Source organism: Caballeronia pedi (assembly GCF_001544915.2).
Classification (GTDB): Bacteria; Pseudomonadota; Gammaproteobacteria; order Burkholderiales; family Burkholderiaceae; genus Caballeronia; species Caballeronia pedi.
The window spans coordinates 135305-161824 of sequence record NZ_FCOE02000016.1 but is presented as its reverse complement, the minus strand read 5'-3'; the positions used below and the strand labels follow the sequence as shown (position 1 = coordinate 161824).

Annotated in this window: 24 protein-coding genes and 1 pseudogene; 10 read left to right on the top strand and 15 right to left on the bottom strand. The window is 62.2% G+C overall.

Annotation, left to right across the window (positions count from 1 at the left end; translation table 11 throughout):
- Positions 1-110: pseudogene (locus AWB80_RS23455) on the bottom strand (succinate dehydrogenase, cytochrome b556 subunit); the annotation flags it as partial.
- Positions 111-328: 218 nt separating this feature from the next.
- Between AWB80_RS23455 and AWB80_RS23450 the strand changes: the two are divergent.
- Together AWB80_RS23450 and AWB80_RS23445 are read left to right on the top strand one after the other, a co-directional pair.
- Complete coding sequence (locus tag AWB80_RS23450) at positions 329-1225, top strand: LysR family transcriptional regulator (protein ID WP_061177036.1); 897 nt, start codon at positions 329-331, stop codon at positions 1223-1225.
- Between the two features lie 111 nt (positions 1226-1336).
- A complete protein-coding gene (locus tag AWB80_RS23445) occupies positions 1337-2086 on the top strand; it encodes a carbonic anhydrase family protein (protein WP_061177035.1) in 750 nt (249 codons plus the stop codon).
- Here AWB80_RS23445 and AWB80_RS23440 read toward each other — a convergent pair.
- Positions 2083-3666 carry an alanine/glycine:cation symporter family protein gene (locus AWB80_RS23440; RefSeq protein WP_061177034.1) on the bottom strand — a complete coding sequence of 528 codons (1584 nt, stop codon included), beginning with the start codon at positions 3664-3666 and terminating at the stop codon, positions 2083-2085. The genes AWB80_RS23445 and AWB80_RS23440 overlap by 4 nt on opposite strands.
- 271 nt (positions 3667-3937) lie before the next feature.
- Here AWB80_RS23440 and AWB80_RS23435 point away from each other — a divergent pair, with 271 nt between their 5' ends.
- Complete coding sequence (locus AWB80_RS23435; protein WP_061177033.1) at positions 3938-4447, top strand: DUF2165 family protein; 510 nt, start codon at positions 3938-3940, stop codon at positions 4445-4447.
- Entirely contained in the window at positions 4444-5427 is a 984-nt protein-coding gene (locus AWB80_RS23430) for an alpha/beta hydrolase (RefSeq protein ID WP_061177032.1), read from the top strand. Before AWB80_RS23435 ends, AWB80_RS23430 begins: the two co-directional genes overlap by 4 nt.
- 6 nt (positions 5428-5433) lie before the next feature.
- Here the strand turns inward: AWB80_RS23430 and AWB80_RS23425 are convergent, their stop codons facing one another.
- From AWB80_RS23425 to AWB80_RS23415, 3 genes are all read right to left on the bottom strand, one after another.
- Positions 5434-6381 (bottom strand): TauD/TfdA dioxygenase family protein, encoded by a 948-nt coding sequence (locus tag AWB80_RS23425; RefSeq protein WP_061177031.1) that lies wholly within the window; start codon positions 6379-6381, stop codon positions 5434-5436.
- 40 nt (positions 6382-6421) lie between these two features.
- A complete protein-coding gene (locus tag AWB80_RS23420; protein ID WP_061177030.1) occupies positions 6422-7438 on the bottom strand; it encodes an ABC transporter substrate-binding protein in 1017 nt (338 codons plus the stop codon).
- A 177-nt stretch (positions 7439-7615) separates the two neighbouring features.
- A complete protein-coding gene (locus tag AWB80_RS23415) occupies positions 7616-9805 on the bottom strand; it encodes a TonB-dependent siderophore receptor (protein WP_061177029.1) in 2190 nt (729 codons plus the stop codon).
- Positions 9806-10060: 255 nt separating this feature from the next.
- Here AWB80_RS23415 and AWB80_RS23410 point away from each other — a divergent pair, with 255 nt between their 5' ends.
- Entirely contained in the window at positions 10061-10891 is an 831-nt protein-coding gene (locus AWB80_RS23410; RefSeq protein WP_087131541.1) for a class I SAM-dependent methyltransferase, read from the top strand.
- Here the strand turns inward: AWB80_RS23410 and AWB80_RS23405 are convergent.
- The 3 genes from AWB80_RS23405 to AWB80_RS23395 are packed head-to-tail and all read right to left on the bottom strand — an operon-like array spanning position 10888 to position 12794.
- On the bottom strand, positions 10888-11271 hold the full coding sequence (locus tag AWB80_RS23405) for a DUF1801 domain-containing protein (RefSeq protein ID WP_061177027.1): 384 nt from the start codon (positions 11269-11271) through the stop codon (positions 10888-10890). The two genes, AWB80_RS23410 and AWB80_RS23405, sit on opposite strands and share 4 nt — an antisense overlap.
- 40 nt (positions 11272-11311) lie before the next feature.
- On the bottom strand, positions 11312-11851 hold the full coding sequence (locus AWB80_RS23400; protein WP_061177026.1) for a DUF4142 domain-containing protein: 540 nt from the start codon (positions 11849-11851) through the stop codon (positions 11312-11314).
- Between the two features lie 37 nt (positions 11852-11888).
- On the bottom strand, positions 11889-12794 hold the full coding sequence (locus AWB80_RS23395) for a LysR family transcriptional regulator (protein ID WP_061177025.1): 906 nt from the start codon (positions 12792-12794) through the stop codon (positions 11889-11891).
- Between the two features lie 110 nt (positions 12795-12904).
- Between AWB80_RS23395 and metE the strand changes: the two genes are divergently transcribed.
- Positions 12905-15196 (top strand): 5-methyltetrahydropteroyltriglutamate--homocysteine S-methyltransferase, encoded by a 2292-nt coding sequence (metE, locus tag AWB80_RS23390; protein WP_061177024.1) that lies wholly within the window; start codon positions 12905-12907, stop codon positions 15194-15196.
- A gap of 7 nt (positions 15197-15203) precedes the next feature.
- Here the strand turns inward: metE and AWB80_RS23385 are convergent, their stop codons facing one another.
- Positions 15204-16322, bottom strand: coding sequence for a GGDEF domain-containing protein (locus tag AWB80_RS23385; protein WP_143328132.1), 1119 nt, complete (start codon positions 16320-16322; stop codon positions 15204-15206).
- Between the two features lie 201 nt (positions 16323-16523).
- On the opposite strand from AWB80_RS23385, the gene AWB80_RS23380 reads away from it, so the two are divergent.
- The 3 genes from AWB80_RS23380 to AWB80_RS23370 all read left to right on the top strand — a co-directional run bounded on the left by AWB80_RS23380 (position 16524) and on the right by AWB80_RS23370 (position 19341).
- Positions 16524-17108, top strand: coding sequence for a glutathione binding-like protein (locus AWB80_RS23380; protein ID WP_061177022.1), 585 nt, complete (start codon positions 16524-16526; stop codon positions 17106-17108).
- A 213-nt stretch (positions 17109-17321) separates the two neighbouring features.
- Positions 17322-17729 (top strand): RcnB family protein, encoded by a 408-nt coding sequence (locus tag AWB80_RS23375; RefSeq protein ID WP_061177021.1) that lies wholly within the window; start codon positions 17322-17324, stop codon positions 17727-17729.
- A gap of 100 nt (positions 17730-17829) precedes the next feature.
- Positions 17830-19341, top strand: coding sequence for a hypothetical protein (locus tag AWB80_RS23370; protein WP_061177020.1), 1512 nt, complete (start codon positions 17830-17832; stop codon positions 19339-19341).
- 140 nt (positions 19342-19481) lie between these two features.
- Here AWB80_RS23370 and AWB80_RS23365 read toward each other — a convergent pair whose 3' ends face one another.
- The 5 genes from AWB80_RS23365 to AWB80_RS23340 form a co-directional block, all read right to left on the bottom strand.
- On the bottom strand, positions 19482-19685 hold the full coding sequence (locus AWB80_RS23365) for a hypothetical protein (protein WP_061177019.1): 204 nt from the start codon (positions 19683-19685) through the stop codon (positions 19482-19484).
- 195 nt (positions 19686-19880) lie between these two features.
- The gene (locus AWB80_RS23360; protein ID WP_244206682.1) at positions 19881-21107 is read right to left on the bottom strand and encodes a hypothetical protein; all 1227 of its coding nucleotides are present in this window, start codon (positions 21105-21107) and stop codon (positions 19881-19883) included.
- A gap of 473 nt (positions 21108-21580) precedes the next feature.
- The gene (locus tag AWB80_RS23350; protein ID WP_061177016.1) at positions 21581-22213 is read right to left on the bottom strand and encodes a LysE family translocator; all 633 of its coding nucleotides are present in this window, start codon (positions 22211-22213) and stop codon (positions 21581-21583) included.
- Between the two features lie 89 nt (positions 22214-22302).
- Positions 22303-22998 (bottom strand): nitroreductase, encoded by a 696-nt coding sequence (locus AWB80_RS23345; RefSeq protein ID WP_061177015.1) that lies wholly within the window; start codon positions 22996-22998, stop codon positions 22303-22305.
- Between the two features lie 111 nt (positions 22999-23109).
- Positions 23110-23856 (bottom strand): glucose 1-dehydrogenase, encoded by a 747-nt coding sequence (locus tag AWB80_RS23340; RefSeq protein WP_061177014.1) that lies wholly within the window; start codon positions 23854-23856, stop codon positions 23110-23112.
- Positions 23857-24025: 169 nt separating this feature from the next.
- On the opposite strand from AWB80_RS23340, the gene AWB80_RS23335 reads away from it, so the two are divergent.
- Complete coding sequence (locus tag AWB80_RS23335; protein WP_061177013.1) at positions 24026-24850, top strand: class I SAM-dependent methyltransferase; 825 nt, start codon at positions 24026-24028, stop codon at positions 24848-24850.
- Here AWB80_RS23335 and AWB80_RS23330 read toward each other — a convergent pair.
- Positions 24797-26449, bottom strand: coding sequence for an FAD-dependent monooxygenase (locus AWB80_RS23330; protein WP_061177012.1), 1653 nt, complete (start codon positions 26447-26449; stop codon positions 24797-24799). The two genes, AWB80_RS23335 and AWB80_RS23330, sit on opposite strands and share 54 nt — an antisense overlap.
- Positions 26450-26520 lie beyond the last annotated feature (71 nt).

The window sequence follows — 26520 nt, the reverse complement described above, 5'->3', positions numbered from 1 at the left end:
ACGCGATGCAGGATGGATACTTTCCCTGCCAGCGGCAAGCGATACTTCGCGAGTTGGCCGATTCCGATGTTCCGGTATTCCGGCCTGGGTTTTTTCAATGCTTCAGCCACGTTAGACCCCTTCCCAATCTGATTGACGATTTCGCGCGTCGGCGATGCTCGACACGGGCGCGACTCGTCCAGCCTGATCCGCCTCGAAAAGCGTCCGGCGATTGTGTTGTGGAGAAGTTTCTAACCCGCGCACTGCGCGATAGCGGTATTTTGTCGCGCGATTGATATACTGTCCAATATCTATCTCGTCTTTCTGAAATATCTTTTACAGATATCGCATGGAACTGCGCCATATCCGCTATTTTCTGGCCGTCGCCGAAGAGCGCAACGTGACGCGCGCGGCGGAACGGCTCGGCATCGGCCAGCCGCCGCTCAGCCAGCAGATTCACGCGCTGGAAGACGAACTCGGCGTGCGGCTCTTTCGGCGCACCGGGCACGGCGTCGTGCTGACGGAAGCCGGCGAAGCGTTCGCCGTCGATGCCAGGCGTCTCATGACCGACGCGCGCCTCGCCATCGAAAAGGCGCAAAGCGCGGGGCGCGGCGAGATCGGGCAGCTCAATATCGGTTTCACGGGTTCGGCGGCGTTCAATCCTGTCGTGTCGAAACTCATCCGTTCGTATCGTCAGGCTTATCCGAACGTCACGCTCACGCTCACCGAAGGCAACACGGCGCAACTGCTCGCCCATCTCGACGCCGGCCGCGTCGACGTTGCGTTCGTTCGCCTCGGCAGCCAGTCGCCTGCCGGCGTGCAGATTCATCACATCGCGATCGAGCCGATGAAAATCGTGCTGCCCGCCACGCACACGCTCGGCCGAAAACGCAAGGTGCCGCTCGCGGCGCTGGCCGACGATCCCTTCGTGATGCTGCCGCGCGAAGCGAGCCCGACCTTGCACGACGTCATCATCGGCGCGTGCCGGGAAGCGGGATTCGAGCCGATTCCCGGGCAGCAGGCGCCACAGCTTTCATCAGTCGTGAATCTGGTCGCGGCGGAATTCGGCGTGTCGCTGGTGCCGGCGTCCGTGTGTCAGATTCAGGTCGACGGCGTCGCCTACACCGATGCCCTCGGCAGCGCCATCACGATTCGTCTGGCGCTTGCCTCGCGCATCGACGCGACCGCGGCCAAGACCGCCAACTTTCTCGACATCGCGCGGCAAGTCGTTACGTCATCGGCGTGACATTGTCATCAGAACAAGCGCGCATTGCATTCGACGAATTTTCGTCCAACACTTCAGTTCGCAAGAAGAGCGTCAAGAAGGCCGAATCCTTTCAGATCGAGGAGCGAGGTCATGCGCGAAGAATTGAAGCATCCGCTGCAATGCACGCCCGCGTGCCGCCGGGGTTTCCTCAAATCGGTTGCGTCCGCGACTATCGCCGGGCTCGCCGCGCCGCCGCTGCTCATGGCGTCCGCGCACGCCGATGCGTTGACGCATGCGCAACGCGACAGCATGACGCCCGAGCAGATCATCCAGTTGATGAAGCACGGCAACGAGCGCTTTCAGAAAGGCGAGCGCAAGGATCGCAACTACCTGCGCGAACAGAAAGCGAGCGCGAAAGGCCAATATCCCGCGGCCGTGCTGCTCAGTTGCATCGACTCGCGCGCGCCCGCCGAAGTCATCATGGATCTGGGCATCGGCGATATCTTCAATTGCCGCATCGCGGGCAATATCGAGAACGACGACATTCTCGGCAGCATGGAGTTCGCGTGCAAGCTGATGGGCGCGAAGGTCGTGCTCGTGATGGGACACACGTCGTGCGGCGCGATCAAAGGCGCGATCGCCAATGCGGAGCTGGGCCATCTCACGGGACTGCTTGCGCGTATCAAACCCGCTGTCGATGCGACGCAATACGACGGCGAACGCTCGGCGACCAACTACGCGTTCGTCGATAAAGTGGCGCGCAAGAACGTCGAACTGACCATCGCGCAGATTCGCCGCGACAGCGCCGTGCTGAGCGAGATGGAAGGCCAGCACACGATCAAGATCGCCGGCGCGATGTACAACCTGAGCACGGGCGCGGTGGACTTCTACGGCGCCTAGCTTTCGACGCGCTCGCGAACCTCGTTCTGTTTCGTCACGACGCCGCGAACCGCCGTCCAATACTCGGTCCGCACGCCGATATCCTCGGAAACGAACGGTCCGCCGCGCGTCGACCGGTAATGCGCGAGCGCCTTGTACACGAGACGTTGCCCGATCAGCAGAATCGGCACGTTGAGCAGCACCATCACGATGTTCATCAGATCGGACAGCGCCCACAGGTTCGGCAATTCGAGCCCCGCGAGCACGGTCAGCGCGCCGAACGGCACGAACACCAGCGAACCCACGACGCGAATGCCGGTGATGAAGCCACGACTGCGCGAGATGAAGTTCGCCGATATCTCCGCGAACGAGATCATGCCGAGCAGCGTGGTGAACGCGAAGAGCCCGTAGCACACGCACATCACGATCTTGACGACATGCGCGACCGAAACGGGCACGAGCGTTTCGACCGAAGCCAGATAGACCGTGATCTTCGATGCCCTGACCGATTCCCACGCCTGCCCGTCGACGGTGCCGGTCCATACGTGCGCCATCACGACGATGAAGCCGGTCATCGTGCAGATGACCATCGTGTCGAAGAACACGCCGAGACTCTGCACGAAACCCTGCTCGCAGGGATGATCGTTGTCGGCGATAGCGGCGGCCATCGTGATGGTGCCCTGGCCCGCTTCGTTCGACATCAGCCCGCGTTTGACGCCCTGCGCGAGCGCCGTGCCGATCGCGCCGCCGAACAGCGCATGCGGCGCGAATGCACCGACGATCACCTCATGAAAGAAGTATGGAATCAGCGGCAGATTGATCAGGATGATGACGAACGACATCAGGCAGAACAACGTTGCCTTGATCGGCACGAGCACATCGGTATAGGCGGTGACGCGGCGAATGCCGCCCATGATGATGAACGCGCACGCCGCGATGAGCACGACGGCGATGCCGTAATACACCGTCGACTGTCGCGCGAGATGCGTGCCGCTCACCGTGTCGGCAATGGTGCCGATCGCGGTGAACACGTTGAACGTTTGCGGCGGCACGTTGAAAAGCGCATAGACGATGAACACGAGCGACAGAAACGTGCCGACGATGCGGCTGTCGCCGAGAATGCGCCGCCCATAGAACGGCAGGCCGCCGACGAACTCGTCGTGCTTCTTCTCCTTGAAGAGCTGCGCGAGCGTCGATTCCATGAATGCGGTGGCCATGCCGAAGAATGCGGCGACCCACATCCAGAACAGCGCGCCCGGCCCGCCGACGGAAATCGCGCCCGTGATGCCGACGATGTTGCCCGGCCCCGCGCGCATCGCCAGCCCGAGCATGAACGACGCGAGCGCGCTGACGCCGGTATTCGACGACTGCCGCCGCAACATGATGCGCACGATCTTGCCGACGTTCATCGTCTGGATGAAGCGCGTGCGGATGGTGAAGTGAATGCCCACGCCGACGAGCAGCAGGATCGCGAACGAGAACTGCCCGAGCACGGGAATCTGCGCATAGGCCTTGAAATTGGTGGGGAAATCCCACAAGAAATCCGAGACGGGCGCAATGAAGGCAAACAATGCATTCACGGATTGGAAGAGACTTTCCACGCGGGGCGTTCCTTTCGTGCTTCGACCTGTTTCGAACAGGCGTTCGGAATGTTAAGAAACCAGCGTTCTTTCGGGCTGGCGCTCGTGCCTGCGCGGGCACGAAAACGAATGAGGCAGCGATTATACGGTTCCGGGACCGGCCATCCTCCTGATCGCTGATGGCGAAGCTCAAACGGATGCCGGCAAGACCGACCGTTAGTTGCGGCGTGACGTCATGTTCAACTCATTCTTTCATTGCACAATCTCGTGCATAACGCGTCTGGAGAACGAGATGGCAGAACGACTCGCGAAACTTCTCGCCGTGGCCTCCATGGCCCTGCTCGCCTCGCTCGTCAGTTTCGGCAATCTGACCGACTACGGCAGCAACCTGCAATTCGTCGAACACGTCTTGCGGATGGACACGACCTTTCCCGGCAACGCCAACATGTATCGCGCGATCACGTCGCCGATGCTTCAGCACTTCGGCTACGACCTGATCATTTTTCTCGAGACGGTCACCGCTCTGCTTTGCTGGATAGGCGTCGTTACGATGTGGCGTGCCCTGCGCGGAGAGAACGCGGTGTTCGCGCGTGCCAAGCGCTGGGCGATCGCGGGCCTCACGCTCGGCTATCTCACGTGGCAAGTCTGCTTCATGTCGATCGGCGGAGAATGGTTCGGCATGTGGCAATCGCAGCAATGGAACGGCACGGAGAGCGCGTTTCGCTTCTTCATGACCTTTCTGGTGATATTGCTCTTCGTGACGCGCGCTGAATCACAAACATCCATGAGGGCGAAAACATGACGACGGCCACCGCAATTCAGGTGCTGAATATCGGCAGCTTTCACGTCGGCGGAAAGATGATCACGCTGTCGGGCATGAGCCCGCGCTCACGCGTGAGCACCGCCCAGGGCGCGGTCCATCCGGTCGACCCCAACGGCGAAGTGATCGTCGGGCAGATGTATGTGCAGTACGTGCGGCTTGCTTCAACGCGTAGTGCGCATCCGCTTTTGCTCTGGCACGGCGGCGGCATGAGCGGCGTGAACTGGGAGACGACGCCCGATGGCCGCGCGGGATGGCAGATATATTTCCTGCGTGCGGGCTTCGACGTCTACGTGTCCGACGCGGTGGAACGCGGTCGCGCATCGTGGGCGCCTTATCCCGACGTCTATCCGGATGCGCCTTACTTTCGAACCGCGCGCGAGGCATGGGAGGAAACGTTTCGCTTCGGACCGGCGGGCTCATGGCATGTCGATCCGCAGTCGCGTCGGCCTCACGACGGCATGCGCTTCGACGTATCGAAGATGGAAAGCTTCATGAACCAGTTCGTGCCGCGCTGGGGATCGAACGACACGCTCACGCAACACGCCTACGACGCGCTGATCGAACGCCTGCCCGGCAGCATCGTGCTCACGCATAGTCAGGGCGGCAACTTCGGCTTGCGTGCGGCATTGCATGCGCCGGAGCGCGTGAAAGCGGTCATCTCGCTCGAGCCTTCCGGCGCGCCCGATCCCGCGCAGTGCGATCCGTGTCTATTGCGTGGCGTGCCACATCTGTTCGTCTGGGGCGACTATCTTGACCGGCATCCGTTCTGGATCGAGTCCGTGCCGAAGGTGCGGCGCTGGCACGAAGCGCTCGCCGCGGCGGGCGTCGATACCCAATGGATCGATCTGCCCGCACGCGGCATCACGGGAAACAGTCACGCATTGATGGCCGATGACAACAGCGATGACATCGCGGACATCGTGCTTGCGTGGATGCGGGAGCGGCTGCTCATCGATTAATGCGGCTCAATTCAACGCCACCGCCGCCGCCGCCCCCACCGGCGACCCTTCGATCTGCACCGACTCTTTCCCGTCCGGACCCACCGGCACATCCCCGACGAGCGTCGTGCGATACAACTGCCGGTCGAAGTCGAGATCGAAGATATCGGTAGGCGCGAGATGCGCGGTCGTGCGGTTGTCCCAGAACGCGATGCTGCCCGGCTCCCACTTGAAACGCACCGTGAATTCCGGCCGCGTCACATGCTCCCACAGCAATTCGAGCAACACCTGGCTCTCGCGCGGCGCCAGTCCCGCGACGTGCTTCAGAAAGCCCGGACTCACATACAGCGCGCGTTCGCCGGTCTCGGGATGCACGCGCACGAGCGGATGCTCGCTCACGAGCGTGTGATCCTTCACGGCTTTCGCGAACGCATCGGTGCCGCTCGCGCCTTGCGGCGGCGCGAAGCGATGCACGCCGCGCAAACCATCGACGAAAGCGCGCAGCGGCGCGGACAGCTTCTCGTAGGCGATCACGAGATTGGTCCATTGCGTGTCGCCACCATACGGTGGAATCGTCACGCCGCGCAGAATCGATGCGAACGGCGGATTCACCGCCGCGGTGACATCCGTGTGCCAGCCGGTCCAGGGACGCAACAGCGCCTGGCCTTCGAAACGCGTGGCCTTGCGAAACTTGGAGATCGAATAGATCTCGGGATGCCCGTCGACATGACCGAACACCGGATGCCCAACCGTGAGCTGGCCGAATTGCGCCGAGAACGCGATGTGCTGTTCGTGACTCAGAAATTGCTCGCGGAAAAAGATCACGCGCCATTTGAGCAGCGCGGCGCGGATCGCGCCGACCTGTGCGGACGACAAGGGACGCGTAAGATCGACGCCGCCGATCTCCGCGCCGATATGCGCCGAAAGCGGACTGACAGTCAACTCTGCTTCGTTTTCGATGGCTGCGGCATTCACTCCGGACTCCTTTATATTCGAATCAAGATAAGAGGATCACTCAACTACCCTGCGCGTTCGCATCGTCGGCGAAAAAGTAATCGCGCCACGACTTCGGCTCGTGACGGATCACGCCGACCTTGTGCAGGAACGTACCGAGTTGCAGCGTGTTTTGCGGGGTCGTCGCGAAGCTGGTTTCCTTGTCGCTTAAAATCCTCTCGACGAACGCAGGCGAAAGCTTCGAGCCATCCTGACGAATGTAGATGGCCGCAGCCTGCGCCTTGTCCTTCTCGATGAGCTTCGCGGCATCTGCGAGCGCCGCGCGCACCGCCGCATAGGTCTTCGGATTGTTCTTGCGCCATGCGTCCGAGGTCACGGCGACGCTGCCCGTCGACGGTCCGCCAAGAATCTCGGTGGAACTCGTCACCTTGTGAATCTTCGGGTCTTCGAGTTCCTGATACTGATACGGCGCGTTTGAGAAATGGAGGTTGATGACCGAGTTGCCCGACAGCATCGCGGTCGTCGCGTCGGCGTGCGGCATGTTGACTTCGAAGCGGTCGAGTCGCGCATAGTTGGCGTCGCCAAATGCTCTCGCCGATGCCATTTGCAGAAGACGCCCCTGCTGCGACACCGCGACCGACACCACCGCGATGCGATCCTTCTCGCCGATATCCGCGATGCTGCGAATGCGCGCGTCGTTCGTCACGAGATACACCGGCACCGCGCTTTGCGCCGCGATCGCGCGAAAATCCTGACGCCCGCGTGTGCGGTCCCAGATCGTCATCAACGGCCCGATGCCAATGGTCGCGATATCCGCCGCGCCCGAAAGCAGCGCGTCGTTCACCGCCGCGCCGCCGGAGAGCGTATTCCATTGCACGTCGATATCGAGGCCCGAGCGCGCGCCCGCTTTCTCGATGAGCTTCTGGTCCTTCGCCACCTTGAGCAGCAGCGAGCCGATGCCGCATTGATCGACGATCTTGACCTGGCCTTCGGCATGCGCCCGATGGGCCGGCAAGACAAAAGCCGCCATCAACGCGAACACGGCGAAGAGGCGCTGCAGGGATGGTGTCGTCGTCATGCGGGGATATCGTGGAGAGAGCGGCGGCAGGCAATCAATGTACTAGCCGCTTCCTCACATACGAACGAAGAAATCCCGATACGGATAGCTTCGTTCGCGATAAGCGCCGGGAAGACGCTCACGACGACGATTCGATGCACTGCGCCGTCTCGCGAGGCGCAGTGCGGTAAAACGTGCTTACCAGTGGTAGTTCATGCCGGCGAATACCTGACGGCCGTAGCCGAATGCGCACCAGGTGCCGTAGTAGCACGACGCCACGTACTCCTTGTTGAAGAGGTTCTGCGCGTTCACGTAAAGCTCGACGCCTTTGAACTGCGGATTCGCGCGGCCGAGGTCGTAGCGCAACGTGGCGTCGACGAGGAAGAAGCTCGACACCTTGAAGCTGTTGTCGCTGCTGTAAGTCGTGCCGGTGTAGCGTCCGCCCGCGCCCATCGAGAGACCGGCGAGCGGTCCGCGATTGAGCGTGTAATACGCCCACAACGACGCCTGGTTCTGCGGGATGGCGGGCAGGAACTTGCCTTCGAGCCCACTGTTGTCCTGCGTGTACTTCGTATTGAGGTACGTATAGCTCGCCGTGACGTTCAACGAATCCGTGAGGCTCGCCTTCGCTTCGAGTTCGACGCCGAGCGATCTCGCTTCACCCACCGCCGACTGGAAGTTCGGGTTGGCCGCATTCACGGTCAGCAGGTTCTTACGCGTCAGATCGAACAGCGCAGCCGAGAAGAACGCGTTGTAGCCCTTCGGCGCGAACTTCACGCCGAGTTCGTACTGACGGCCGCGCTCAGGCGCGAACTGATTGCCGTTGATATCCGTGCCCGCTTGCGGCGTGAACGATTCCGTATAGCTGAAGTACGGCGCGATGCCGCTGTCGAACACATAAGACAGACCGCCGCGGAACGTGAACGCGCGATCGAACTGATGCGAAACGATGCCGTACGTCGTGTTGTTCGAATCGCTGCTCGCCCAGTCCTCGCGTCCGCCGAGCGTGAGGATCACGTTGCCCCAGCGCGCCTGATCCTGCGCATAGACGCCGTACTGCGTGCCGCTCAGCACCTGGTGATAACGATCGGGCGGCGTGATCGTCTGGTTGTAGTTCGGCGCGAACATGTCGAGCGACGGCGCTGCGCCGAAGCCCGCGTCGAAGTTGCTCGCGTAATGCTGATAGTCGAAGCCGAACAGCACCGTATGGTCGATCGGACCGGTCGAGAAATTGCCTTCGAGCTGATTGTCGAGGCTGATCGAGTTGAGGTTGTCCTTCGACGCCGCCGTGCCGCGATCGAGCGTGCGCAGATCGTCTTCGAGGCTGCTCGCATAGACGCTCTTGTAGTCCTGCGCGAGATGCAGGAAGCGGCCATTCGAGCGGAACGACCACGCGTTGTTGATCTTGCGATCGAACTTGTAGCCGATCGCTTCCTGCACGCGGTTGAAGCTCTCGAAATTGTGATCGCCGTCGTAGAAGTCGCTCGGCAGCTTGCCGTTCGGGTTATAGAGCACCGTGCCTTGCGGCGGCACGCTGCCGTACGAGGTGCTGCGCGGATCGTGCTGATACAGGCCGTACAGCGTGAGCGAAGTCTTGTTGTCCGGGCGCCACGTGAACGACGGCGCAATCGCGATGCGCTTGTTGTACGTCGATTCAACCTGCCCGTCTTCGGTACGCGCCAGTGCGGTGATGCGATACAGATAGCGTTCATCGCCCGCGATCGGCCCGGAGAAGTCGAAGGTGGCCTGCTTGTGTGCGTAGTTGCCGAACTCGACGCCCACTTCGTGCAACGGCACGACCGTCGGCATCTTGCTTTCCTGATCGAGCAGACCGCCCGCGGCCGCCTGACCGTAGAGCACGGAGACCGGGCCCTTCAGCACTTCGATGCGTTCCATCATGAACGGATCGAGCTGCGGCACCGCGTACCACGCGTTGTCGAGCAGCTTGAGACCGTTCCAGTACTTGTCGGCGTCGAAGCCGCGCACTTTCAGCAAATCGTAGCGCGACGCAACGCCGCCGCGCGTCTCGGGCGTTACGCCCGACACGTAGCGCACAGCCGCGTTGAGCGTCTGCGCGTTCTGCTGATCCATCTGGTCACGCGTGACGACGGACACCGATTGCGGTGTTTCGAGCAGCGACGTGGTGCCCTTCATCGCGGTCGATTCCTTCGCGACATAGCCTTTCGTCGGACCATAGGGTTCATCGACGTTCTGCGCCGTGACCTTCACCGCCGGCAGCGTGCTTTCGGTCGGCGCGCCCGGCGCGTTGGCCGCAGCGGGCGCGGAGTCCGTCGATTGCGCGTAGGCGAGCGGCGCGACCGCGAACAGCAGCAGGGTCGCCAGTCTCAAGGGCCGCATCGTGACCGGGCTCGTCGTTCCAGATTTCATGCTCAATTCTCGTTGGATGTCGTTGCGTGTGTGAATGCGAATCGTTATTATTTGCGGGCGCATTGTGACTGGACGTTTTGTGTTTGTAAAGAAATGATTCGAGCGTATTGGTCCGGAAACGACACAATCCGCCGAAAGGAAGTTGAAATTTTATTGGGGCGCGACGTAGCGCGGCCGCGCAGTGACTACCATGAAAACGGGTCGCCGCCGTGAGCATCGGCTCCGACATGGGAACGCACACGCGAGGTCACACCCATGAACTCCTCTCTTTCTTCCTCGGGCGCGTACGTGCTCGGCCATGCCGATCCCGAAGTGCAGCGCCTCGAAAACCAGGCGCGTTTCATCGGCGATCTGACTGAAGAAATCCTGCGACGCGCGGGTCTCGCGCCCGGCATGCGCGTGCTCGATCTGGGCTGCGGCACGGGCGATGTCTCGTTGCTGGCCGCGTCGCTGGTCGGGCCGGATGGCTCCGTGCTGGGCATCGATCAGGCGCCGGGCGTCATCGACAAGGCGCGCGAGCGGGCGGCACGCGCAGGCCTCGGCAAGGTGCGTTTCGATGTCGCGAGCGTGGCGGATTTCGATCTCGCCATGCCCGTCGATGCGGTCATCGGCCGTCTTATCCTGCTGCATCTACCCGATCCCGCCGCGACGTTGCGCCGCCTCGCCGCGCAGGCGGGCGCGGGCACGCTTTTCGTGTTTCATGAGATGGACATGAGTACCGCGCGCTCGCTGCCCGAGTCGCCGCTCTGCGCGCAAGGCATGCGCTGGATCATGGAGACGTTTGCGCGCGCCGGCGTAGAGACCGACATGGGATCGAAGCTGTATTCGACGTTTCGTCGCGCCGGCCTTCCTGGTCCGCGGATGCTGCTTTCCGCGCGTATCGAAGGCGGCCCCGATTCGTTCGCGTATCAGTATATGGCCGAGGTCCTGCGCACACTGTTGCCGCTCGCCGAGCGTTTTGGCATTGCGAGCGCGGATCAAGTAGGCATCGATACGCTGGCCGCGCGTCTTCGCGATGAGATCGTCGCGCTCGATGGCGTCATTCAGCCGCCCGCTTTCGTCGGCGCGTGGACGCGCGTGGCCTAGCCAGCCGCTTTCTTGTTCCCTTTCGACTGATTGAATTCGATCGCCGCGCGCACGAGATTCTTCAGCGCGCGCGCATCGATTTCGTGGCCTTCGAAGAAGTCGATCGCGCGTCGCGCATTGCCTTCGAGTCCTGCATTGAAGAGCTTCGCGGGATCGGGCAGGCTCGCGCCATACGCGAACGTCAGCTTGACTTTCCCCTTGTGGGCATTGGCCACGGCGATCATGCCATCGCGATACCACACCGGGCTGCCCATGTACTTCCACTCCTCGACGATCCCGTCATCCGCTTCGAGGATGATCTTGCGCACATTGGCGAAGGTCGCGCCGCGCCAGTCCGTTATGCCTGCGATCAATGCGTCGATTCGTTCCGATGGGTTCATGCGTTCCTCTCGTCATGGTTCAGTGCAAGCGCCGACAAATCTAGCGCATGAGGCCCGGGTTGCCAATCGTGAGCTGCAATCGATGAGCCTGGTCCAGATGAAAGATGAACGACGGTCGCGAGCGGATCAGCAATGTCCGCACCTCCGCGCTGCGCGCCGTGCGAATGAAGTCCTCGACGGTAGCGACCAGCTTCTGTAGAAAGGCGACCTCGCGATCGAGATACGCTTCATCGAAATCATAGGTTCCGGTTTCTTCGAGATCGGCGATGTCGTCGATGCCTTGCTTCGTCAATGCATCGCTCGTCGCGCTGCGTTGCGGTTGCGTGCCGAGCCGTTGCGTCAGCGCGGCGATTTCCTGATTGACCTGCGCATGCTCCATCACGATGCGCCGCGCGAACACCTGCAGACTTTTCGAACGCGTCTTGCGCAACGCCAGATTGCCCGCGGCGATTTCCGCCTGATTGGCGACCAAGACGACGCCCAGCATCTGTTCATCGGACAGCGGCCGGTCCTGCGCCTGCACGCGAGCCGTCCACGTCAGAATCAACAACAACGCCGCCGCGATGCGCAAGCAATTCATCCGTGCCTCCAGCCAGGTCTTGTCGACGCCAATGACTCTACTCCATGCGCGCCTTCGCCCAATCCGCCTTGCGCGCCAGCGTGATGAACGCCGCGAGATAGTCGATGCCGGCATCGGCCTCGCGCGTGCCGAGAAAGATCCGTTTCGCGATGCCCTTTCTGCCGAGCTTGAGCACCGCGAGCGGCATGCGCTCCGCGTACTCCTCCGCGAGCCAGCGCGGCAGCGCCGCGACACCGCGTCCGCTCGCGACCATCTGCATCATGATGTCCGTCGTCTCGATCACCTTGTGGCGCTTCGGCACGACGTTCGCGGGCGTCAGGAACTGCGTGTAAATATCGAGGCGATCGGTCTCGACCGGATACGTGATGAGCACTTCCTGCGAAACCTGCATGGGCGTGACATATGACACGGCGGCGAGCGTGTGGTCCTCGGGCACGACGAGCACCTGTTCGTAATCGAACACGGGCGTGAAGCGCAAGCCCGCCTTCTTCAGCGGATCGGGCGTCACGAGCACGTCGATGTCATAGCCGAACAGCGCGCCGATGCCGCCGAACTGAAAGCGCTGCTTTACATCGACATCGACATCGGGCCAGCGCGCGAGATAAGGCGACACGACCTTGAGCAGCCACTGATAGCACGGGTGGCATTCCATGCCGATCCGCAAGGTGCCGCGCTCGCCTTCGGCATATTGCTTCATGCGCGCTTCGGCCAGTTCGAATTGCGGCAGCATGCGGCTCGCGAGACCAAGCAGATACTGCCCCGCCTGGGTGAGCCGCATGCTGCGTCCCTCGCGCGTCCAGACCGGCGTGCCCAGTTGCTGCTCCAGCTTCTTCACGGTATGACTCAGCGCGGATTGCGTGAGATTGAGCACGTCGGCGGCGGCGGTCAGCGAGCCTTGGCGCTCGACTTCTCTTACGACCATCAGATGCGCGCGTTCGAGCATTCGCGTCTCCATGAAGAAAGTTAATCGATACATGAAATTAAACCATTTTTATTCATGCATCGAAAATTCTATCATCGCTGTCACTCACTCTCATTACAAGAACGCACACGATGGTCACGACACATAACCTCGGTTTCCCGCGCATCGGCGCGCAACGCGAACTGAAGTTCGCCCTCGAAAGCTATTGGAAAAATCAGTCATCGCGCGATGAACTGAAGGCCGTCGGTGCGCGCTTGCGTGAGCGGCACTGGAAGGAACAGGCGCATCTCGATCTCGTGCCGGCGGGCGATTTCGCCTTTTACGACCAAGTCCTCGACATGAGCTTCACGCTCGGCAACCTGCCCGCGCGCGTGCGCGACTTCCACGGCGATGCGCTCGACAACTATTTCCGCGTCGCGCGCGGACGCTCGGCCGGGAGCGCCGAAGAACATGCCGCGTGCTGCGGCGGCGTGGCCGCGGGCGAAATGACGAAATGGTTCGACACCAACTATCACTACATCGTGCCCGAGTTCGATGCGGCGACGCAGTTCAGGCTCGATACGTCGCGCCTCGTCGAACAGCTCGGCGAAGCTCGCGCGCTCGGCGTGAACGCGAAGCCGGTCATCATCGGGCCGGTGACATATCTGTGGCTCGGCAAGGCAAAGGACGATTCGGACAAGCTCGCACTCCTGCCGCGCCTCTTGCCCGTCTATGCGGCGCTGCTGGATCACTTCGCCGCGCTCGGCATCGAGTGGGTGCAGATCGATGAACCCGCGCTCGTCACCGAACTCGATACGCCGTGGCGCGATGCCTTCGTTACCGCCTACGAAGCGCTCTCGGCGCGCCGTGTGCGCCTTCTGCTCGCAACTTACTTCGGCCCGTTGCAGGAGAACCTCGATCTCGCATCCAAGCTGCCGGTGGACGGCCTGCATATCGATGCGATCAACGCGCGCAATGAAGCGGCGGCAGCGGCGTCGATGCTGCCGGATACGTCGGTGCTGTCGGTCGGCGCGATCAACGGACGCAATATCTGGAAGACCGATCTGAACGCCGCGCTCGACTGGCTCGAACCGCTGCATGCGTCGCTGGGCGATCGGCTCTGGATCTCGCCGTCGTGCTCGTTGCTGCATACACCCGTCGATCTGGCGAGCGAGGACAAGCTCGACGCCGAGATCAAATCGTGGCTCGCCTTCGCGCTGCAGAAGCTCGATGAACTGAGCGTGCTCGCGCGTGCGTTGAACGAAGGCCGCGCCGCCGTCGCCGATGCGCTCGCGCTCAACTCTGCTGCTATCGAAAGCCGGCGCACGTCAGCGCGCGTGCATAACCCCGCGGTGAAGGCGGCGATCGCGAATATCGACGCAGCGCTCGGCCAGCGTGCGAGCGCCTATGAACTACGCGCGGTCAAACAGGCCGCGATGCTCGATCTGCCGGCCTATCCGACGACGACGATCGGCTCGTTCCCGCAAACGGACGAGATCCGTCAGGCGCGCAGCCGGTTCAGAAAGGGTGAGCTCGATGCAGTCGCCTACAAGGCCGCGATGGAACGCGAGATCACACGCGCCGTGAAGGAACAGGAAGCGCTCGGGCTCGATGTGCTCGTGCATGGCGAAGCCGAACGCAACGACATGGTCGAATACTTCGGCGAGCAGCTCGATGGTTACGCGTTCAGTCAGTTCGGCTGGGTGCAGTCGTACGGCTCGCGCTGCGTGAAGCCGCCGATTCTCTTCGGCGACATCAGCCGCCCGAAGGCGATGACGGTGGAATGGACGCGCTACGCGCAGGCGCAAACGAATAAGCCGATGAAAGGCATGCTGACGGGTCCGGTCACGATCCTGAACTGGTCCTTCGTGCGCGACGATCAACCGCGTTCGGTGTCGTGTCTGCAACTCGCACTCGCGATCCGCGAGGAAGTGCTCGATCTGGAAAAGGCCGGCGTGCGCGTGATCCAGATCGACGAAGCTGCGTTACGCGAAGGCCTGCCGCTGCGCCGCTCGCAGTGGAACGACTATCTGCGCTGGGCCGTCGAATCATTCCGCATCACGGCGAACGGCGTGCAGGACGAAACGCAGATCCACACGCACATGTGCTATTCGGAGTTCAACGACATCATCGCGTCGATCGCGGATATGGACGCCGATGTCATCACGATCGAGACCTCGCGCTCCGACATGGAACTGCTCGACGCCTTCGACGATTTCGACTATCCGAACCAGATCGGACCGGGCGTGTACGACATCCATTCGCCCAATATCCCGAGCGAAGCGCATATCGTCGATTTGATGAAGAAAGCGGCGCAGCGCATTCCGGGCGAGCGCCTGTGGGTGAACCCCGACTGCGGACTCAAGACGCGTCAATGGGACGAAGTGATTCCCGCGCTTCGAAACATGGTCGCGGCGGCGCACGCGCTGCGCGCATCGGCGTGATGATGTGTCAGACGGTCAGCGTGTTGCGGCCCGCGAGCTTCGCGCGATACAGCGCGACGTCCGCGCGTTGCAGCGCGTCGTGGAAGCCCGCCTCGTTCGCCGCGATCTGCGACACACCGATGCTCGTCGTCCATTCCGGCATGCCTTGCGTATAAGTACGGCAAGCGGCGTGAATCTGGTTCGCGCAGACTTGCCCATCCGATGCGCGCGCGGCCGGAAGAATGGCGACGAACTCGTCGCCGCCGAGCCGGCCGAACTCGCCGCCCAGCGATTCGACTTCCGCCCCCGCGAGCCGCGCCAGTTCGATCAGCACGTTGTCGCCCGCGAGGTGACCGTGCCGGTCGTTGATCTCCTTGAAGTGATCGAGGTCGATCGCGAGCACGGTCGCGCCCGGCGCGGCGAGGCGCATCGCGTGCAAATTGAATCCGGCGCGGTTCCAGACGCCCGTCAACGGGTCGCGCCGGGCGGCATCGCGCAGGCGTCGTTGCGCTCGCTCGGCGGGAATCGCGAGCAGGCCGAGATTGAGAACGCCCAGCAGCAACTGATCCGAGAGCATCGGAATCAGCGCAAGATAGTTGATGCGCGGCCCCGCCCATGCATAAGCCGCGAGCGTGACCACATAACCCGGCAGATAGCCCAGCATCGCCAGTCCCGCGATGCGCCGTGCGCGGCTCTTTTCGCGCCTGCCGCTCGACCAGAGCGTGAGGCCGGTGATCGCGGCCGATATCGCCACGCCGATCGTGTCGCCCGCGTGCGTCAATGCCGAAACGATCGGACCGTGACCGCCGATCCATGTCGGCAGGACATGCGCCGCCGCGCAGCCGGCGACAGGCGCAAGCATCCATCTGCGCCACGGCGGCTTGCCGTCGAATGATCGCAGCCCCGAGATGATCAGCATATTGGTGGCCGCGAGCGCGCCGAGCATCGACGCGATGAGCACGAGATTGCCTCGGGCGAGTTCGAAGCCGATCAGCACGGCCGCATACAGCAACGCGCTCGCCGACCAGTGCATGAAATGCAGCTCGATTTTGCGGCCGAGGCGTACAAACGCGAAAACGAGACCGAACGCGGTGCTCGCGAGCACGCTGCAAAGGCGAAGTGTTTCGGTGTCAGGTGTGTGGAACATGGGATAGCCCGCCACGTACGCGACGCGCGTCGGCAACAAACCGCCGTATCATACCTTTCGCTTTCGACGGCTGCGAAAACGGCACGCTCATGTCATCGGCACGGGCGCGGCAAAACTTTAGTCCCGCTCACGTCTTGCGGCATACGCCTTGCTCGCAGGTTGAAGTGTTCGCACAGCTATCATGGAAAGGAGCCGCGCATCATGAAACTCTATTACTCGCCCGGCGCGTGCAGTCTCGCCGATCACATCGCGATGCACGAAGCAGGCATGAATTTCGATCGCGTAAAGGTCGATTTCAAGACCCGGCTTACCCAGGACGGCAAGCCGTTCGACGACATCAATCCGAAGGGTTACGTGCCTGTCGTCGAGTTCGACGACGGCAAACGCCTCACCGAGAACATCGCGATTCTCTCGTGGGTCGCGCAGAAATCGCCTTCTCTCGCGCCTTCGGGCGACGACGGTAATCTCCGGCTACTCGAAACGCTTGCATTCATTTCGACCGAAATTCACAAACAGTTCGGCCGCGTATTCAGGCCATCTTCCGATGCGGAAGCCAGCGCGGCGCGCGAGAAGATCGGCCAGCGCTTCGCGCTCATCGCGAAGATGATGCGCGGCGATTATCTGTTCGGCGACAAGATGAGCGTCGCGGATGCCTATCTTTTCACGATGCTTACATGGGCGCGGAAGATGGGCGTCGATATGCCCGCCGAGCTTCAGGCGTTCTACGCACGCATGCGCGAGCGGCCCGCCGTAAAGCTCGCGTTCGAGCACGAAGGACTCGAATGACTGGATGACGTGACAGGCGCGCGAACGCTCGTTCGCAATGGCGATTCCGGTTTCGACCTGCGCGGGGCAATTTGATACGGAATCCGTATCAAATTGCCCACATTCGCATTTCATCGGTAATCAAAGGTAAGCGTTGCTTACACATGCTCACGTCATTTAATAACGTGATTGCGTAAAGTCCCGGCAACGAAATCAACCCTTTGAGGAAACACGATGAAGAAGAGTCGAACCGTCGCCGCGCTCGTTTGTGCAAGCATCGCACTGACGGCCGGTGTAGCCTTCGCCCAGCCCGCGCCGGGCGGCCCGGACGCCTATCACGACACGAATCGCGGTCCCGGCGGTCCTGGCGGCCCCGGTGCTCCCGGCCACGGTCCCGCGGTGAACGATCACAACGCCCCGCGTCCACCCGAGCATGCGAACGATGAGCCGCGCCATCCGGACTGGCGCAAGGGCGAGCGCCTCTCGGGCGACTACCGCAATCGTCAATACGTCGTCGACGACTGGCACGGCCATGGCCTGCGTCAGCCGCCGCGCGGCTATCAGTGGGTCGGCGTCGGCGCCGACTATCTGCTGGTCGCGGTGGCGTCGGGCGTCATCGCGCAAGTCGTGATGTCGCAATAACGAAGGCGCTCAAGTCTGGCTCGCTGCCGCCGTTATATCGAATCAGGTCGATGGGTCCAATGTGGCCCGGCCGCGATTCAACGTAACGAACGAGTGAGCCATGCCCGATGTCCGTCTCTGGAATGCAAGCACCGATATCGGGCGATGCCGCTTCTATTTCGCGTCGCTGATCGTGCTCTTGGCCGTCGCCATCGTAATGAAGCCGACGCCGCTCGCCTTCCCGCTCGACGACGCCTACATCACGATCCACAACGCGCAGGCGCTGCTGTCCGGCACGGACCGGAATTACGGCGTGTCGCCGCTCGTCGGCGCGACGAGCGAGATTCATCTGCTGCTCGTGACGGCGATGATGTCGCTGACGCAGCCGCTCACCGCGAGCTTTCTCGTCGATATCGCGGCCGCGCTGCTCTATGCGCTGGGGCTCGCGCGCATCGCGTTTCAGTTGGGCGCGTCGTATTTCGTTGCGGTGCTCTTCATCGCGCTCGGCCTGCTGACCGGCTACGCGCCGTATCAGCTTCTCAACGGACTGGAAACAGGTCTCGCGATGGCAGCGGTCACATGGGCCTTGTCTTTCGCGTTGAACCCATCGCTGTCGGTCGCCCTGCCGATTCTTTGCGGGCTTCTTCCATTCGTGCGCCCCGAACTGGGCGCATTGTCCTGCGTCCTCCTCGCGCGACAGATAGGGCTGCGCATTCGACTCGGCGAACGCGCGTACGCAGCACGCGATGGCGCGATAGCGCTTTGCGTCGCGATGCCCTTTCTCATCTGGATGTGGTGGTCGGTCGGATCGCCGATCTCGCAGACCGCATCGGCCAAGCAATGGTTCTTCGCGGAACAGGGCGCGCCGTGGAAAGCTAAATCGGCCGTGATGCTCGGCGGGTTCGCGCAGGCCGGATTGCTGCCGCTCGTGGGCGTCGCGTGTCTCGCGCATCGTTCGAGACTGTGGAAGCCGGTCTGCGTCTATATCGTCGCGCTGCTCGTCGCGTGGTTCGCATTCTTTCCGAGCGGGGTCACGCACAATTTCTCGCGTTATCTGTACGTACTCTTGCCCGCATTGCTGTGCGTGACGCTCGACTATCTGAGGACATCGCGGTTGGCCGTGCCATGGCTGATCGTGTTGACGGGATGCCTCGCGCTCAGCTTGCCGGGCGCGTGGCGCGCCTATCAATCCGGCGACCGCTTCACCGATGGCGAACTGACATCGCTCGCGCAATGGCTGAATACGAATCTGCCCGCTCGTTCGAAAATACTCGTCCATGACGCCGGCTATCTCGCTTACGCAACGCCCTTTCAACTCGTCGATGTCGTCGGCCTGAAGACGCCGCAGAGCATGGCCTTTCATCGCGCGTGCACGGCGCCGACGCGTGGCCGCGCGCGGCAATCGGCCGTTTCGGCGATTGCAACGACTTCGGGTGCTCGATATGCGGTCGTGCTTCACGATGCACAGGGCTTCTGGTACGCGCTGAAGCATGATCTCGACGCCACCGGCTGGACCTTGCGCGAACTGCGCCGACCGTCGACGCCGCACGGATACGGTGTGTATGCGTTGACGCCGCCGGCTGCCGCGGATCACGTGTGCAATACGCTCGCGACCGCTTCGCGCGCGCCGTAGTTCTTTTTACAAGGAAATGGAAAAGAAAAGCCCGCCGGTTGCGGGGGCGGGCAAATTGCGCTTAACGAGAGGGGATCGAAGCGCACTTCCAACACAGTTCACTTCGGTTGAAGTCGATAATTCAACCGTCGCTCAGGCAATCAAGCCTTTCCGCGGATCATGCCGGGTGGAGAAGTCCGTTCCAACGGCTTGCCCGGCCGATCCGGCGCGGTGACAGTCTGATCGAAGATGAAGCCCATCGCGATGTGCTCGGTGTTCCTGGAGCCGCAGGCGGGACAGGTATCGTCTTCGAGCGCATCGTCGGAGTAAATGAGCTTGTTGCATGCCGCACACCGTATGAGCATTTGCACTCCCGAATTCGCCTGAATAGTCCTTCATTTATATGCCATCTGAAGGCATACAGCCAGAGTCGTAAAGCCATGCTTTTACGAGCACTGAACGGACTGCATCGTTAAAACCGATCCGGATGGCGCTCATATGACGTGCGCTAGCAATCCTTGGGCCTGAACGGCTCGGTCATTGTCCGAGCCGGCGCGGCTTCATCGTGGATTGGCCGCGACGAAGTTCTTGACCGCTGCATAAGTCGGCTTCTTCGTCACGCCATCATTCAGCATGATGCCGTATGGACCTTGCCCGGTTGGTGGATCGTCGTACAGCTCATAGACCTGAAGCGACTGAATGTTGTATTGCGGCGCGATTGCAAGCAGCGCGCCCATCATGTTGTTCGCCATGTAGGTGGCCGCCTGGTCCGGTGTACCAGGAAAGTCGGGACGCATGCCCACTTCGTTGATCCAGATCGGCTTGCCGAACGACTGAAGCGTGCCGATCACGTTATAGCAACCCGTCCCACCGCATGCATTGCGGATATCGCCCTGCTCCGAATACCAGTGCCACGCGGTAATGTCCCACGTGACGGCAGGATGACCGCTCGTGCCGTCCGGCTGCGTGCCGTTCGCAAGCATCACGTCGAAGGCGTAATGCATCCACGTATTGCCGCCGATGATGATCTTGCCCACGGGATCGACCGACTTGATGCCCGCAATCAGACCTCGAATGATGCCGCGCGCTTGTTGAAAGCAATCGTTCTTGTAGTCGGTGCTGCGCACGCCGTCGACCCACCCGACCAGACATTGCGGCGCGAGCTCGTTGGTGACTTCGTAATACGCGTAACGCTGTACGCCGACGATCTGCTGGGCGAGCGTATAACTGGCCTGATAGGCCGAATTCTCGTCGGAAAAGACGAGCGATTGCAGAATCACGGGATACACCGTCACACCGGACTTCGCCATCATCTGCGCCACGCTCGCGAGCTTTTGCGCTCCGGCCACGCTGCTCACATCATTGCGATAAAGCGTAAGGCCGAGGTCCTTCACTTGCGCAAGCTGCTGTTCGGGCGTCGAGGTCTGGTAAGGACCGGTCAGGTTGATATGGCCGTTCATGCCATAGAAGATGCTGCCCGAAGGAGCGATCACGGGCATCGGGGTGTCGGCCGCGGCCGTTCCGCTGGCCGGGGCGGGGCTCGATGCGGCGGCCGGCGCTGACGCACCGCCATCCGGCGTAGTCGTCCCGGGCGACGTGCCCGAGTCCGGCGTCGTCGAAGAACTCGACTGCGACCCGCCGGAAGCAACCGTGCCGCCATCGCTGCCGCCACCACCGCCGCATGCCGTCAGCACGAATGCGGCCGCTAGCGCGGGCAACAACATGGTCCATCGTGTCGAACGAAAATGGCGAGCCGCCAGGGAGAGAGTCGAAATGATTTCGGTCATGGCACGATCGGAAGATTGAATTCGCTATCAGGCGCGCGGTTCATTGCCGAAAGAGAAACGCCGACTGAAGCAACGACACGTCGTCGTGAAGCAGGCAGACAACGCGGCCGATGACATGCGGACGCAGTCCCGTTAATGCAAAGGGATGAAGGGAGCGCCCCGACTGGCCGATGCGCAAGAGACGCGATGACCCGGACACACGCTCGATGGACAACGCAGTAACGACAACGCTTCGTTCGAACGAAGCGTCTGTGTGAAGAACGAAAACGGGAAGAAGGCACGGCGGCGCGGACAGCATTCGTAACCGCAAATACGTTAGTACATCATAACGTCCGTGCACGCTTATTCAAGCGTTGTGGGGCATCTTAACAAAAACGCTGGTCGATTTATACCCGTGTATTCGACTGATAAAAGCGCGCCCTCACTGTGATGTGTGGCAAGGCCGCTGTAAGGCGAAGCGCTTTATTGAGACATCAGCGGCGCGCTTCAGTCGCCATCCGCACCGCGAGACCGGCGAGCACCGTGCCCATCAGCCAGCGCTGAATCAGCAGCCATGCGGGCTTGCGGGCGAGAAACAGCGCGATCGATCCGGCCGTCATCGCGACCGTCGAATTGACCGTGATGCTCAGCATGATCTGCACGACGCCGAGAGCGAGCGATTGCCCGAGCACGCTGCCGTTCGACGGATCGATGAACTGCGGCAGCAGCGACAGATACAGCACCGCGATCTTCGGATTCAGGAGGTTCGTGACGAAGCCCATCGTGAAGAGCTTGCGCGGACTGTCGACGGGCAAATCGCGCACCTGAAACGGCGAGCGCCCGCCCGGCTTCACCGCCTGCCACGCCAGATACAGCAAATAGAGCGCGCCGCCGAAGCGCAACGCGTCGTAGGCGAATGGAACCGCGATCAGCAACGCGGTGATGCCGAACGCCGCGCACAACATGTAGAACACGAAGCCGAGCGCGACGCCGCCCAGCGAGATGAGCCCCGCGGTACGGCCCTGGCAGATCGAGCGCGAAATCAGGTACACCATGTTCGGCCCAGGCGTGAGCGCCATGCCGAGCGCGACGAGGGCGAATGCGAGCAGTTGCGGTGTGTGAGGCATCGAGAACTCCGGCGCGAAAGGGTCGAAGCATTCTCCTGCCGAATGAAACGCGACGCCAGATACAGAATCAGCGTGGCCTGTCGATACACTTAATCGAAGCCGAGAAACGTCGAGAAATGCCGAACCGGCTCGCGCGCCATGTCGATCCGGTTGACGGGCGAGGCTTCGTCGGAGATGCCGAGGCTCATGCCGCATACCACCTCATGGTCCGGCGGAAGATCGAGATGCCGTGCGATGACGTTCTGAAAACGCGCGAACGATACTTGCGCGCAGGTCGCGAGGCCAACGGCGCGCGCGGCCAGCATGACCGTCTGAATGAAGATGCCGTAGTCGAGCCAGCTGTATTTCGTGAGCGACGCATCGATCGCGAAGATCAATCCGACGGGCGCGCCGAAGAAATCATAGTTTCTCGCGGTGACGCGGGCGCGCTGTCGAACGTCGGACTTCGCTACGCCGAGCGCGCTGTAATAGCTGGCGCCGAACGCCTCCTGGCGCGATCGCATGTCGTCGGGCAAGGCATCGGGCAGATGCCGCAAAGGTGGATGCGCGTTTTGCTCATGCGCCTGCCTCAACGCCTCGCTCAGGCCCGCCTTGCGCTCGCCCGTCAGCGCATAAACGCGCCACGGCTGCGTATTCGAATTGCTGGGCGCGGCGCGCGCGACATCGAGGATGTCTTCGACTACGCGACGAGGAACTGCATCATCCGTGAAGTAGCGAATCGCGCGGCGCGAACGGATGATTGCATCGACAACTAAAGCATCGGAGTGAGCGTGACGGTCGATCATGAGGCATATGCGCTGTAAGCAGATGGCCCATGATGACACGGCGAAAAGCGGCGCTGCGGCGAAGTATATGCAAGTCCATCTTGCACGAAACAGGACGCAGCGCCGCAAGCATCAACGCATGCCGCCGCTCGCGATGAGATGCTCGCCGGTCATCCAGCGCGCATCGTCGGATGCGAGGAACACCGCGATCGATGCGATATCGTCCGGCTGGCCCAGACGTCCGAGCGGCGTTTGCGCGAGCGCTGCCGCGTCGAAATCGGAACCGATGATGCCCGCGCTGTGCGTGCCTTCGGTCACGACCACGCCGGGATTGATCGAGTTCACGCGGATCTTTCTCGCGCCGAGTTCGCGCGCGAGAACGCCGGTGATCGCATCGACTGCACCCTTCGTGCCGCTATAAACCGCACTCGCCGGCGGCGTGATGCGGCTCACGACCGAACTCACGTTGATGACGCTCGCGCCCTCGCCGAAGTGCTTCGCGGCGGCTTGCGTCGTCAGCAAGGTGCCGAGCACGTTGATATTGAACTGCCTATGAAAATGCTCCTCGGTGATTTCTTCGAGTGGAGCGAATTCGTAGACACCCGAGTTGTTGACGAGAATATCGAGGCGTCCATACGTTTCGACCGCCGCATTCACGATGCCTTGCGCATCGGCGGCCTTCGAGACATCGCCGCCGACCGTGATCGCCTTGCCGTTCGCCGCGGTAATGTCCGCCACGACCGCATCCGCGCCCGCCTTGCTGCTCGCATAGTTGACGACGACTGACGCGCCTTCCGCCGCGAGCGCCTTTGCAATTGCCGCTCCGATGCCTTTCGATGCGCCCGTGACGACCGCCACCTTGCCTGCGAGTTTGCTCATGATCGAATCCTTGAAGAGATTGTTTAATTCACTGATAGACCGGTCGTCGTGTGTCGAACGGAACCGGCGTGACAGCGCTCAATGTAGACATCCGATCGAGCGCGATAAAGCAGCGTAAAGTGAAAAGACTTGCGGTCTCAGGCGAATAATCGAATGCAGGAGGCAACGCATGAACACGAATATGCTTCGCACGGACACGAATTTCGCCGGTCAGATTCCCGAACTGTACGACCGGTTACTCGTTCCTATGCTTTTCGAGCCCTATGCGAACGATATCGCGCAACGCGTCGCGGCGCACGATCCATCGCGCGTGCTGGAAACCGCCGCGGGCACCGGCGCCGTCACGCGGGCCATCGCGCATGCATTGCCGGCGCATGTCGATATCGTCGCGACGGACCTGAATCAGGCGATGCTCGATCGCGCCGCGATGACGCATATCGACCGGCCCGTTGCATGGCGACAGGCGAATGCATTGCAATTGCCTTTCGACGATGCAAGCTTCGATATCGTCGTCTGTCAGTTCGGCGTGATGTTCTTTCCAGACAAGCCGGCTGCTTTTGCCGAGGCGCGTCGTGTGCTGCGTCCAGGCGGCACGCTGCTGTTCAACGTGTGGGACCGCATCGAAGAAAACGAATTTGCCGACACGATAACCGATGCGCTCGGCATGTTCTTTCCCGCCGATCCGCCGCTTTTCATGAAACGCACGCCGCACGGTTATTTCGATCAGGAAACAATCGCGCGCGATCTTGCCACCGCAGGTTTCGATGCAAGACCGCAATTCGAAACGGTGACGCGACGCAGCCGCGCGGCATCGGCGGAACTGGCGGCCATCGCGTATTGTCAGGGCACGCCCTTGCGCAACGAGATCGAATCGCGCGCGGGCGCGAGCCTCGACGATGCGACGTCGGCAAGCGCCGCAGCCGTCGCGGCGCGCTTCGGTTCAGGGCCGGTCGATGGAAAGATTCAGGCCCATGTGATCGCCGTGCAACGCTGACCTGAGCCACGCCACCAGCGAGTCCGATGCACAAAGCGCGCTTCTGAAGCCGATATGCCCGTCCGGGCGCACGGCCCACGCCATGCCGTTCTTTGCGCCGAACGCATCGGCGAACGCGCCCGCGTCGTCGCTGAGCGTCCGATACGCTTCCCGCGCGGGCTCGAACGACGCCGCGTGCGCGAGCTTCGGCGACACGATCAGCACCGCGCTCGCCGCCGTGCCGAGCGCGCCGCGCCACGCGTCGACGACCGCATCGAACGCGGCGACGCGCGCGCCATCGGCGTCGTCGTCGATATAGCCGACGAGCGTGTGATGCCCGCGCCCGAGATGTTCCTGCAGGCGTTGCGCATGGCCGACGAACGCCTGCACGAGACCGCCGACCTCCGGCACGCGATCGCCGGGCGCGGGCAATTCAGCCGCCATGTCCGCGCATTCATCGGCGACGATCGCACTGCTGCCGCGATAGCCCACGAGCAATTGTGTCTCGCGCATCGCGGGCTTGATCTCGCCGTGCGCGAGAACCGTGTTCAACGCACGGCTCGTCGCTTCGACGACATCGAGCCCGACCGGCCGGCGCTCCGTTTCATAACTGTCGAGCAACGCTTCACTCGCCACGCCACGCGCGACGAGCGCGAGTTTCCACGCGAGATTGTGCGCGTCCTGCAGGCCGGTGTTCATGCCCTGCCCGCCGACGGGCGGATGGATATGCGCGGCGTCGCCCGCAAGGAACACGCGCCCGTGCGAATAGTGCTGCGCGATGCGGTGACTCACGCGATACACCGACGACCAGCGCATCGACGAAAGGCGTGTGCCCTTGGGCAGGATCGGCAGCATGATGCGTTCGATCTCCGCGAAATCGGGCGTGGAGTTCAGCGTATGGCGGGCGGCATCGTCGGCGAGCAGGACCATCGACAGGCGATAGCGGCGCGCCGAGCCGCGTACCGGCAAGGCCGCGAGCGTGGTCGAACCGGCGCCGCCTTCGCCCGTCACGTTGAAGCGATACATGCGGCCGCGCGGCAGATTCCATTCGACGTCGACATCGGCTAGCATGAAGGTCTGCGGATACTGATCGCCTTCGTAGGCGACGTTCAACTGACGCCGCACCGTGCTGCGCGCGCCATCGCAACCGACGAGCCAGCGGCAGCGAATCGTGCGGCTCTCGCCGCATGCGTCCTGGATGCGCGCATCGATGAAGTCGGCGGACACGGTGAAATCGGCGAGCGTCGCGCCGTATTCGACGTGCCCGCCATTGCGCGCGAGCGCCGCTTCCAGAATGCGCTCGGTCTCGAACTGTGCGAGCGCGAGCGCGCCGTACGGGAGCCCTTCGCGCTGAATCTCGGCGCTGAATGCGGGCGCGCCGTCCTGAAAGGTGTCGGCGCCGCTGAGCCAGACGCCCGCGTCGATCGCCTCGCGCACGATGCCGAGGTCCTCGAAGATCTCCAGCGTGCGCGCCGTGACGCCGAGCGCCTTGACGAAGAAGACGCGCTCGTCATGCGCGTCGATCACGCGAACTTTTACGCCGTCGCGGCGCAGTTCGGCGGCAAGCATCAGGCCGACGGGGCCCGCGCCGGCGATCAGCACATCTGTCGTGTCGAACATGATGCGATTTCTCCCGAGGAAACCGTTGGATGCGTGGGCGCGTGACGAGATCGTCGGCTGCCGTCAGGGAG